Raw genomic sequence first — 11,738 nt, 5'->3', positions numbered from 1 at the left:
GCCGCCCCACGGGCCGCCACCCCAGCCCCAACCCCAGCCACCGCCGCCTGTGCCAGGCGTATAGTTGGTCTGGTTATCGATATAGGCCAGGAAGTCATGCCCACTGGCCTGATAGGTGCGGGTCGGCACGCCGAAAGTCCTGAGAACATCGACATCTGTCTTACCGATCATGGAGTCAAGCACCTTACGCTGCTGGACAGTCGGTACATCGCAAGCTGACAATGTCAGCAAAGCGGCACATGAAAGAAAAACGGTTTTCTTCATCATCCTGATTCCCTTTCCGAAGCTGAAGCCGCCTGCCGGATCAGTTCGAAGCTGGCGCCACTCTAGGCAATAAGAACGGTTTTGCCCCCAGAAAAGGTTCATGACTATCCGAAGGTTTAAGAAAACCACATAATGTCACACAGCCGCGGTGCTCCAACGGCCAGCATTACCAGCCGGTCAAAGCCAAGCGCGATCCCGCTACAGGGCGGAAGTGACTGTAATTCAGACAGAAATGCCTCGTCCATCGGCCAATCCTGATCCGGGGCGACCTCAAGACGGCGCGTACGATCCGCCATGAAACGAGCCCGCTGTTCTTCAGGATCCGTCAGCTCCTCGAAGGCATTGGCCAGTTCAATCCCGGCCGCATACAACTCAAAACGCAAGGCGACACGCGGATCCTCAGGATCGCGACGAGACAAGGCAGCCTGAGCGACGGGCCAGTGCGTCAGAAAAGTAGGTCGGGTCCGTCCGATGCGAGGTTCGATCCGCTCCAGAAGAAGCCGGAAAAACAGATCTTCCCATGTTTCGCCTGCACGCAAAGTCGTGCCTGCGTCCTGCGCCAGACGTTCCGCGTCATCGCCAATCGCCAGCAGATCGACCCCGACATAACGGGCAAAGGCTTCGGCCATCGTCAGGCGCTCGAAAGGCACCGTGAAATCCAGCGTCGTTTCGCCGTAGGTCAGGCTCGGCGGCAGAAGGGCACGCAGCAAGGCCTCGGTTTCGTCCATCAGGGCATCAAGACCCGCACCGGGGCGATACCATTCCAGCATGGTAAATTCAGGCGCATGCAACGCACTTTGCTCGCCATTACGCCAGACACGGGCAAGCTGGTACACCGACAAACCGGTTGCCGCGACAATGCGCTTCATGGCGAATTCCGGGCTCGTATGGAGAAAACGGGTTTCGCGCGCCCCATCATTGCGCTCGAGTTCGGTGCGAAAACAGCGCAAATGCACTTCTTCGCCCGGCGTCTGTACCGCATAGGGCGTCTCGACTTCGAGATAACCACGCCCATCGAAAAAGGCGCGCACTCCTTTTTGCAACAGCGTGCGACGTTGCAGCAGGGGAACCCTGTCCGAGATAGCGGTGCGATCGACCATGATAGGCGCTCTCCGGTTGCGAAAACTCACGTGGTTGAAGTACAGCCTCCTGATGGCAGAAAAGGTCAATCCCCCTCCCTTGCGCAGTGTAGCGCAGCTTGTGGCGCACGGCCTCGTGCCACAGGAACAGACACACGCGCTCGAAGACGTGGCCAAATCCTTTGCAACCGCAATCCCTGCCGAATTTCTCTCGCTGATCACCCATCCCGACGACCCGATTGGACGTCAGGTGATCCCGAGCCCTGCCGAGCTGCAGACCGCACCGTGGGAGCTGCAGGATCCGATCGGGGATGATGCGCTCTCGCCCGTTCCCGGCATTGTGCATCGCTATCAGGATCGCGCCTTGCTCAAGCCGCTTCTGGTCTGTCCACTTTACTGCCGCTTTTGTTTTCGTCGCGAGCATGTCGGCCCTGATGGCGGTCTCCTCTCGGATGAGGCTCTGGCGACAGCACTCGGCTGGATTGCCGATCACCCCGCCATTAGCGAGATCATCCTGACAGGCGGCGATCCCCTGATGCTCAGCCCGAGACGGCTGAAACACATCATCGGCGCCCTCTCGGCCATGCCGCACATCGAGACGATCCGCATCCATAGCCGCGTCCCGGTTGCCGACCCCAAACGCATTAACCCCGCCTTGCTCAATGCGCTCGAAACGGACCGGGCTCTGTGGATCGTCCTGCACGCCAATCACGCCAGCGAGCTGACTCTGAACGCGCGCGCTGCCCTGAGACAGATTCAGAGCCGCGCCGTCCCTGTGCTCAGCCAGTCGGTTCTTCTGCGCGGCGTCAACGATACTGAAGAATCGCTCGAAGCCCTGCTCCGCGCCTTCGTCACCGCACGCGTCAAACCTTATTATCTGCATCAGCTGGACCCGGCTCCCGGCACATCGCATTTCCACGTTCCGATCAACGAAGGGCGTGCCTTGCTGGCCAAGCTGCGCGGCAGAGTCACGGGTCTCGCCTGGCCGACCTACGTGCTCGACATTCCAGGCGGCGCTGGAAAAGTCCCCTTAGGGCCGGATTATTATCGCCCCGACACCCATCCGGGAGAGGTCCGCGACCCTCAGGGCGAAGCCACAGGCTCGACAACCCTCAAGCCCAAAGCGTTTCCTCAGAGGCCTGAGCCTCCCGTCATCATCTCGCGCAAAAACCGTTTCATGACCTGCATCGTCAGGCGACGAAGCTTGGGGGACACGTGATAAGGCTCGGCCTGCGGTTCAGGCAGGGATGTAATTGTCTCCCGCATGGAAGCCGGAAGGCTCGGGAAAGGGTTGACGCCCGTCACCCGCATCAGTGCCGCAACAGGCACCTGAGTGCAGCTTGGCGTTATCGTGTTCTTGCAGACATAAACCGAGAGCGCCTTGCGCCGGGGGAGATAGACCGCTTTCCAGACTGAGCTCGGTACGGGAAGCGCATTGGCACCAATCGAAACCGGCAAATCGCGATGATAGGCAGGTCCGGTGACGACATAGGCTTCCCCCTCCGTCAAAACGAGCTCCCGAACCTTCTTTTCGACCCCTGCCCAGAGCCCGCGATTGAGATCAGGTGCCTGAGGCACCATATTGGAGAGGGCAAACGTTTCCTGCTGGGAGGCGCGACTGGGCGCGTCTCCACTTGGCGCCATGTGCCCGCGATCAAACCCCGAGTGCTGGTAATCGGAGAGAAGGGCACGGTCTGCTGCGGGTTGGCGAAGGTCTTCATGAAACACGCCCTGCCGCAACGCATGCTGCGCTGCCCGAACGGACTCCCGTGTCAGATGTTCAGCCGCCCAGACCGGCTCGTGCGTCTCTCCGGAAGCCAGAACCGCATAATCCGCATTGCATAGGAATGTGGTCTGCCTGGTAAGGGTCATACTCTGCGGCGGCACCGCATCGAGAAAAAGCGCTGGACATTCCGACGCCTGAGCAGGCCGGCAAGCAAAAATCAGACAGAGAATAAAGAGTGCACGCAAAGTCATTTGCGCGCTCCTATCCTCCCCCCTGCGAACAAACAACCATGCCCCCGCAGGCTCAGCATGTAGCGGGCTCTAAGCAGCACAATGCAGCGTGGCGGGGTGTCGATAAGAAACCGACCCGGCAACGTGCCGACCCTCCGCGACTCCATCTCGCTTGCTCTTGAGCGCCTGCTTCGTTAGAAACCCGCCTTTCACGGCGGCATAGACCCGTCGTCTTCACATCACGATTCCCGGGATCTTTCTTCCATGAAGCAGCAGGCAAACCTGATTCGCGCCGGACAGGTTATTGAGCATGAAGGCCGTCGCTGGACGGTTCTCAAGCAGCAGATCATCACACCGGGCAAGGGTGGCGCCTTCATCCAGGTCGAAATGCGCGATCTCAATACGGGCAACAAGACCAACGAGCGCTGGCGCACAGCCGACACCGTCGAGCGCCTGATGACGGAAGACAAGGACTACAGCTATTCCTACACGGATGGCGACAACATCGTCCTGATGGACCCGGAAACCTTCGAGCAGGTCATGCTGCACAAGGATATTTTCGGCGACCAGCTGCCCTTCCTGCAGGACAACATGGAACTGAACGTGAAACTGGTCGAAGGCGACCCGGTTGGCGTTTCGCTGCCGCCGCATGTCACGCTCGAGATCACCGAAGCCGACCCCGTGGTCAAAGGCCAGACCGCCAGCTCGTCCTACAAGCCGGCCATGCTGTCCAACGGTGTGAAGACCATGGTTCCGCCGTTTATCGAAGCCGGTGAGCGCGTGGTTGTTCGCACAGACGACGCTTCCTACGTCGAACGCGCCAAAGGCTGATAGGCCCCGAGCAGAGTGGGGTCTGGCTCCGCTCTGCCTCACGGAACCGGCGTCTCCGGTTCTGTTTCGACAAGACTACCCTGCTCTTTCACAGTTTTTCATCAGGATTATCGCCATGCGCCTCTCGCCGCACATGACCGTCATGCAAAATGCCGCGCAAAAGGCGGCCAAACGTCTCCTGCGCGATTTCGCAGAAGTCGAGCAGCTTCAGGTCAGCATCAAGGGCCCGGGCGATTTCGTCTCGCAGGCCGATCTACGCGCTGAACAGACAATCCGTGAAGAACTTGCCCGCGCGCGCCCCGGCTACGCCTTTCTGATGGAAGAAAGCGGCAGTTCCGGCGGTGAAAACTGGACCTGGCGCTGGATCGTCGATCCGCTCGATGGCACATCCAACTTTCTGCACGGTATTCCGCAATGGGCGATTTCCATCGCACTTCAGCGTCGCCTGCCGGACGGCTCGACCGAAATTGCCGCCGCCATGGTCTACAACCCGGCTGCAAACGAGATGTTCTGGGCTGAGAAAGGCGTTGGCGCGTTTCTCAATGAGCGTCGCATCCGTGTCTCCGCACGTCGCGATCTGTCTGAATCCCTGATTGCGACCGGTATTCCTTTTGCAAAGACGCCTGTCGAAAACCGCCTGCCTTTCGGGCGTTCGCTGGCAGCCTGATGCCACATGTCGCCGGATTCCGTCGCTTTGGTGCCGCAGCACTCGACCTGGCCTGGGTCGCCGCTGGTCGCTACGAAGCGTTTTGGGAAATCGGGCTCAAGCCTGGGACTGCGCTGCGGGACTTCTTCTCGTGCGTGAGGCCGGTGGCTACGTCACAGATCCTGAAGGACTGGAAATCACCGATCTGGATAATGACGTTACGCTCGTTGCTGGCAATGGCAACCTGCATGCGCCGATCCGCAAGATCGTGCTCGACGCCCTGACCCGCAAGGCCTGAAGCCCGCAGCGCCGGGAAACAAAATGATCCTGATCCTGCTCTAGCCCGATCAGGATCGCCTCATTCCCCATTGCCCCAAGGGGGGCAGCACGACTAGGATCGCCCGGTCATGAAACGGCCGATCCTCCTCTCCCTCCTCGTCTCGGCCGGTCTTCCGGCTGCCCTGCTGACCTGTCTGCCCGCTACGGCGCAGGTCACCTCCAACGACGAGGCCTTGCCGCAAGCCGCGCCCAAACCCGCTTCGAAGCAAGTCGCTCAGGGCAGGAGCGCCCACGAAAAAAAACGTTCCGAGAAGACGCAAGAAACGCCTGCGCACCATGAGACTGCCGAAAAGGCTGTCAGCGCAGAGGCGCCCCATCCCGCCGCTTCATCTCGCATGCCTGCGGCAAAACGTGTTGGCGCCCCTCCCGACGTTCCTGCTCATCCGCCCCGCCCGGTCGTGATCCCGCCCCCGGGGGTGAAAGTGCCAACCCATCCGCCGGTCCCGCCCGAGGACGTCAAAGCAGACCCCAAGGCAACGGGAAAAGTCGAAGCCCGACCCAACGGGCTTCGTGTCCTGTTCGATGCGAATAGCAGCGGCATGAGCCAGCCGATGATCGACGCGGTCAAAGAGGAAGCAAAAAAGCTTGCCGCTCGCCCCACCGTGCGCGTGACGCTTTGGGCCTCGGCCAGCGGGTCGACCGAAGACCTGTCGACACCACGACGTATTGCTTTGACGCGAGCCCTTGTCGTGCGTGCGCTCCTGATACGCGAAGGTGTCGCGACGACACGTATTTATCCCCACGCAACGGGCCTCGCCGCAGCCGGGTCCAACCCACCCGACCGTCTCGATATCGTTGCCGAGGGCAGTATTGCTGCACCGCTTTCTGAAGCACAGTTCGGAACCGCCCCAAGGACCACCACGCCATGACCCGTCCGACGATCTACCTTCTGCGCATGGGGGTCTTTCTGATCCTTGTCGCCGGTGTTGCCGCGCTGCTCGGCAAGACGCTTTATGCCGCCTTCTTCGCCAACCCCGCGCTCGACGGTCTGATCCTCGGCGTGCTGGTGATTGGCATTCTCTGGAATCTGCGCACCGTGCTGCGATTGATGCCGGAAGTGAAATGGGTCGATCAGCTCCGCGTCAATCGTACCGGTCTGGCCCAACCCGCCCCGCCTCGTCTTCTGGCCGCTCTAGCGCGAAATCTGGCCACACGCACATCGACCGGACGTCTCACCCTGTCGCATCACTCAGCACAAGCCACGCTCGACAGCCTGTCGGGCCGTCTGGACGAATCGCGTGACATTTCACGCTATATGACCAGCCTTCTTATCTATCTCGGTCTGCTCGGCACGTTTTACGGCCTGCTTCTGACGGTCAGCTCCATCGCTGGAGTCATCGGTGGCATGAGCGTCGGCGACGGTAATCTGGACGCCATGTTCGGTCAGTTGAAATCGGGTCTCGCCGAGCCGCTCAAGGGCATGTCGACGGCATTTTCCGGCTCGATGTTCGGTCTTGCTGGCGCGCTGATCCTCGGTTTTCTCGATCTCAATGCCGGTCAGGCCCAGAATCGCTTCTTTAATGAAGTTGAGGAATGGCTTGTCGGGATCACCAAACAGGGCTCGAGCCTGATCGAGGGCAGCGACACCTCGATCCCCGCCTATGTTCAGGCCCTTCTCGAACAGACTGCCGAAAACCTCGAAACGCTTCAAAACGTCGTCTCGCGTAGCGAAGAAAGCCGGATGCAGCAGCTTCAGATCATGGACGGTCTGGGAGAACGCCTCAAAGGCATGACGGATTTGCTGCAGTCCAATCAGAAAATGATGAGCCGCGTTGCGGAAGGTCAGGCCCTGCTCGGCCCCTTCCTCAAACATGTCGGCGAGGCGGCAACGCCCGGTACGGCCGCCTTCAATGATGCAAAAGACAGCCGCGAACAGTTCGGACGCATCGAAACCCACATCGTGCGCCTGATCGACGAACTGCATAGCGGTCGTGCCCAGATGTCGGGCGAGATCCGTAACGATCTGCGCGTTCTGGCCCGCACCATCGCTGCAACCAACCCCGGTGGTTCGACGACCGTTCCCCCGGCAGCACAGTAAGGCGGGCGGGTTTCATGGCACGACGCTCCCGACGCAGTTCCCAACATGGGGAACTCAATGCCTGGCCCGGCTATGTGGATGCGCTCTCCACCCTGCTGATGGTCGTGACATTTGTTCTTCTGGTCTTTGTGCTTGGCCAGCAGTTCCTGTCTGTCGCCCTCAGCAGGCGCACCCATTCGCTGGACGAACTCCGTCAGCAACTGGCGGCGCTGCAGCAGACGCTCTCCATGACCGAGAGCAAAAACCGGCAACTTGATGCCATGGTGCTAGTCTCACCACGGATCGTGACAGCGCCAAGCGTCAGGCCGACGTCCTGACCCAGCAGCTGGCCACGTTGAACGGGACGATTGCCGAGAAAGAGCAGGCTCTGGCCGCAGCCGGTCAGGCGACACAATCCGATCAGGCCACGATTGCACAGCTGAAATCGCAACTCGAACAGCTCAACCAACAGCTTCTCGCAATTGGTCAGGCGCTTGATCTTGCCAAGAAGGACGTGACAGCGCGTGACCAGCAGATCAGCGATCTGGGCAGCAAGCTCAATATCGCTCTGGCTGACAAGGTGAACCAGCTCAAGCGGTACCGCTCGGAGTTTTTCGGTCGTTTGCAGGACATCCTCAAAAACCAGAAGGGTGTCGAAATCGTCGGCGACCGATTCGTTTTCCAAAGCTCCATTCTTTTCCCGCAAGGCAGCGCAGATCTCACGCCCGAGGGTGAGAAAGAAATTGCGACCCTCGCTCATACGTTCAAACAGGTCTCGAGCCAGATCCCGACCGATCTCCCGTGGATCCTGCGCATCGACGGTCACGCCGACAAGCAGCCCATCCACACGGCTTTCGCAAGCAATTGGGAGCTCTCGAGCGCGCGTGCCATCACGGTCGTCAAGGTTCTCGTCAAGGAGGGGGTCGACCCCCATCATCTGGCGGCAACCGGCTTCTCCGACTATCAGCCTCTCGATCAGGGTAATACGGCGGCGGCATTTGCCCATAACCGACGCATCGAATTTCGCCTGACAGATCGCTAGAAAAGACAGGGGAGAAATCGCGTCGTGCCGATTTCTCCCCAATGACAAGAACCGCGCAATCGCTTATGTATCGCGCCATGACCGGCACGCCCCTCTCCCAGATCCGTAATTTCTCGATCATCGCGCATATCGACCATGGAAAGTCCACGTTGGCTGACCGGTTGATCCAGGCCTGCGGTGCGCTTACCGCTCGAGAAATGAAAGACCAGATCCTGGATAACATGGAGCTGGAGCAGGAGCGCGGCATTACCATCAAGCGCAGACCGTGCGCCTGACCTATCCTGCCAAGGATGGCAAAACTTATATCCTGAACCTCATGGACACGCCGGGCCATGTCGATTTCGCCTATGAGGTGAGCCGCAGCCTTGCCGCCTGTGAAGGGTCGATTCTGGTCGTCGATGCCTCACAGGGGGTCGAGGCCCAGACGCTTGCCAATGTCTATCAGGCGATTGAGTCCAATCACGAGATTGTCCCGGTCCTGAACAAGGTCGATCTGCCTGCCGCCGATGTCGAGCGCGTTCGCGCGCAGATCGAAGAAGTCGTCGGTATTCCTGCCGATGATGCCGTCGAGGTTTCTGCCAAGACAGGTCTGAACATCGAGGGCGTCCTCGAAGCCCTCGTCACACGCCTGCCGCCCCCGAAGGGGGATGCGAGCAAGCCGCTTCAGGCTCTGCTGGTCGATAGCTGGTACGATCCCTATCTCGGGGTCATCATCCTCGTCCGTATCATGGAAGGCACGCTCAAGCGTGGCGACAAGATCCGCATGATGCAGGCAGGCTCGACCTATCTTGTGGATCAGGTTGGCGTCTTCTTGCCGAAAATGACGACCGTCGACACGCTCGGGCCGGGCGAAATGGGGTATATCAACGCCGCGATCAAGACCGTCGCCGATGTCGCCGTGGGCGACACTGTTACGCTCGATCGTGTCCCGGCTGAAAAGCCTTTGGCAGGGTTCAAGCCGTCGATCCCGGTCGTGTGGTGCGGTCTCTTCCCGATCGATGCCGATGATTTCGAGAAGCTTCGCGACTCACTCGCCAAGCTGCGCCTCAACGACGCCTCGTTCCACTTCGAGGCCGAGACGTCAGCGGCTCTTGGCTTTGGATTCCGTTGCGGCTTCCTGGGCCTGCTGCATCTTGAAATCATCCAGGAACGCCTGTCACGCGAGTTCAATCTCGATCTGATCGCAACCGCCCCGTCAGTCGTTTACAAGATGCACCTGACAAACGGCACGCAGGAAGATCTGCATAACCCCGCCGACATGCCGGATCCGGGCAAGATCGAGCGGATCGAAGAGCCTTGGATCAAAGCGACCATTCTGGTTCAGGATGAATATCTCGGAAGCGTTCTCACGCTGTGTAGCGAACGCCGCGGCATCCAGATGGATCTGACCTATGTCGGTAACCGCGCCATGGCCGTTTATCGCCTGCCTCTTAACGAGGTGGTCTTCGATTTCTATGACCGCCTGAAGTCACTGACACGAGGTTATGCGAGCTTCGACTACCAGATCGATGGGTATGAAGAGAGCGATCTCGTGCGCATCTCCATCCTGGTCAATCAGGAACCGGTCGACGCGCTCTCCTTCGTCGCCCATCGGACGGTCGCAGAAACCCGCGGCCGCGCCATCTGCGGCAAGCTCAAGGATCTGATCCCCCGCCAGCTCTTCAAGATTGCCATTCAGGCCTCGATCGGCTCACGCATCATTGCACGTGAAACGCTGGGCGCCATGTCGAAAGACGTGACGGCCAAGTGCTATGGTGGTGACATCTCCCGTAAGCGCAAGCTTCTGGACAAGCAGAAGGAAGGCAAAAAGCGCATGCGTCAGTTCGGCAAGGTCGAAATCCCGCAGAGCGCCTTCCTCGCTGCCCTCAAAATGGACTGACTTGCCGCCAAACGGTCCGCAACGAGGCCGGAGCGACAGCCGAGAAACAGAAGGAACGTCGAGATGGCCTCCGCCGCTGCGATACTTTTCGTCCGCAATGACGTCGACGACATCGGGTGGTGGATCTCCTATCATCTGGCTCTGAAATTCGATGCGCTCATCGTCATCGACGATCATTCGACCGATGGCACCTGGGAGGTCATTCAAGCTGCCGCTGATCTTTATCCGATCGAAGCACGTCGAGGATCGGTGCCGGATGGCAGAAAGTTCAGCGAGCGCCGCTCCGAAGCGTTCGGTCAGGCCATCGAAGCAAGCCGCTCCCGTTTCGACTGGGTGATCTGCCTAGAGAGCGATGAATACGTCTATCCCGAGCACGATGACACGATCGGGGCCTATCTCGACCGCTTTGCCGACGCCGATGCCATCATGCTGCATTGGTCCATTTTTGGCTCGAATGGCCATATCGCCCGTACGGACGAGCCGCCAATCGCAGCCTATACCCGCCGCGCGCCCCTGAATTTTCCCGATCATGCGCTGGGCAAACGCTTTATCCGACCAAAAATGGTTCAGGATCACACGCTGGACGGCTGTCATTATGCGCTCGATTCAGATCGCCAGGTAACAGCAACAGGCACAGCGTTCGACCCGGCTGCAACGGCGAGCTGGGACGGTGCGCGCCTGCTGCACTACATCGCACGCAACAAAGCGCATTATGAAACCCGTCTTGGCGGCTTGCCTGCCGATGTCACTGCGCCCGATCTCTGGACTCATTTTGATCGCAATGAGGAAGAAGACAAAGTCGGACAGCGATTTCTGCGCGCAACACGCGATCATGCAGCCAGGATAGCTCGCGTCGGTCTCGATACGCTGTACTGGCGTATCCGGAAGGATATCGACGAAAAAAGTCTTAGCTTCCTCCCTGAAAGCGTTTTCAGTGTGAGAGCACATCAAAGCTTCGCAACACCGCCCGAGTTCGAATGCGCACGCCTGGAGACACCTTCAGGCGCCACTCTTGCCTATGATCCTGAGACCCGACGCTTCGATCTCAAGGCATCAGGCGACGGTTCAGTGGCCGACAACGCTATCTTCCTCATAACCGAACGCAGAGATGGTCATGTCTCCGAACCTGCTGCATCTTCTTCCAGTTTCTTGATGCTGCCGGGAGGCGATAACTGCCCGTCCCAGATCACCAGCACCCTGACAAGATGGCTTCCGGTCCAGACACGCGACGACACGGATGACAACGCACCTCAGCCCTTGCTGCAGCTTCTCACCCTCGCGGGCTCAGAAAGCCTGGGCGCTCTCGCTTCGGGGGAAATCGGGTTCGGAGCTCAGTCCCCGTTGCTGCTGACACGTAAGCCGATCACCCCTGATTCCCGAATGAGCGACTCATTACGCCCCTATCTTGCCTTGCGCAGCAGAGGGAACAGCCTGCGTGATTTCATCCTGGGGCTCGATCTCCTCCGCGCGCCCCATGCTGACGCTCTGGCCTGTACCATCACTCTTCTTGCGTCCGATGCACGAGAGACACTGAAAACACGGTATAAGGGGCTTCTTCCCCTCTGGCTTGCAGCAGCCTGACGGAACTCCTTCCTTACAATCTCGTATTCAAAGGAGAATAACCGCCAAGGAGGCGGCAGGCTCTCCGACCGTATCAAATACGGATCGTTGTCGCTCAGCCACGT

Annotated in this window: 7 protein-coding genes and 4 pseudogenes; 8 read left to right on the top strand and 3 right to left on the bottom strand. The window is 59.5% G+C overall.

From position 1 onward, the window contains the following. Positions 1–264 (bottom strand): annotated as a pseudogene (locus JCM15831_RS24085) (hypothetical protein); the annotation flags it as partial. Between the two features lie 116 nt (positions 265–380). After that, on the bottom strand, positions 381–1,364 hold the full coding sequence (gene epmA / locus JCM15831_RS19415) for an EF-P lysine aminoacylase EpmA (protein WP_035774622.1): 984 nt from the start codon (positions 1,362–1,364) through the stop codon (positions 381–383). Between the two features lie 52 nt (positions 1,365–1,416). Here epmA and JCM15831_RS14085 point away from each other — a divergent pair, with 52 nt between their 5' ends. Further along, positions 1,417–2,562 carry a lysine-2,3-aminomutase-like protein gene (locus tag JCM15831_RS14085; RefSeq protein ID WP_025824743.1) on the top strand — a complete coding sequence of 382 codons (1,146 nt, stop codon included), beginning with the start codon at positions 1,417–1,419 and terminating at the stop codon, positions 2,560–2,562. Here JCM15831_RS14085 and JCM15831_RS14080 read toward each other — a convergent pair. Further along, on the bottom strand, positions 2,475–3,320 hold the full coding sequence (locus JCM15831_RS14080; RefSeq protein WP_025824742.1) for a DNA/RNA non-specific endonuclease: 846 nt from the start codon (positions 3,318–3,320) through the stop codon (positions 2,475–2,477). The two genes, JCM15831_RS14085 and JCM15831_RS14080, sit on opposite strands and share 88 nt — an antisense overlap. Before the next feature lie 243 nt (positions 3,321–3,563). On the opposite strand from JCM15831_RS14080, the gene efp reads away from it, so the two are divergent. The 7 genes and pseudogenes from efp to JCM15831_RS14045 all read left to right on the top strand — a co-directional run bounded on the left by efp (position 3,564) and on the right by JCM15831_RS14045 (position 11,634). Then, positions 3,564–4,130: an elongation factor P gene (gene efp, locus JCM15831_RS14075; RefSeq protein WP_025824741.1), complete on the top strand. Its 567-nt coding sequence runs from the start codon at positions 3,564–3,566 to the stop codon at positions 4,128–4,130. 115 nt (positions 4,131–4,245) lie between these two features. Next, positions 4,246–5,074, top strand: a pseudogene (locus JCM15831_RS19410) (inositol monophosphatase family protein). 109 nt (positions 5,075–5,183) lie between these two features. Then, a complete protein-coding gene (locus JCM15831_RS14065; RefSeq protein ID WP_025824740.1) occupies positions 5,184–5,984 on the top strand; it encodes an OmpA family protein in 801 nt (266 codons plus the stop codon). Next, positions 5,981–7,153, top strand: coding sequence for a hypothetical protein (locus JCM15831_RS14060; protein ID WP_025824739.1), 1,173 nt, complete (start codon positions 5,981–5,983; stop codon positions 7,151–7,153). Before JCM15831_RS14065 ends, JCM15831_RS14060 begins: the two co-directional genes overlap by 4 nt. A gap of 14 nt (positions 7,154–7,167) precedes the next feature. Then, positions 7,168–8,174: pseudogene (locus JCM15831_RS19405) on the top strand (peptidoglycan -binding protein). Between the two features lie 77 nt (positions 8,175–8,251). Then, positions 8,252–10,053: pseudogene (lepA, locus tag JCM15831_RS19400) on the top strand (translation elongation factor 4). A gap of 63 nt (positions 10,054–10,116) precedes the next feature. Then, positions 10,117–11,634 carry a glycosyltransferase family 2 protein gene (locus JCM15831_RS14045; protein WP_025824738.1) on the top strand — a complete coding sequence of 506 codons (1,518 nt, stop codon included), beginning with the start codon at positions 10,117–10,119 and terminating at the stop codon, positions 11,632–11,634. Positions 11,635–11,738: the final 104 nt, after the last annotated feature.

Origin of the sequence: Asaia astilbis JCM 15831, from assembly GCF_000613845.1 — a bacterium.
Classification (GTDB): Bacteria; Pseudomonadota; Alphaproteobacteria; order Acetobacterales; family Acetobacteraceae; genus Asaia; species Asaia astilbis.
The sequence above is the reverse complement of the archived record's forward strand: the minus strand, read 5'-3'. Positions and strand labels throughout refer to the sequence as shown.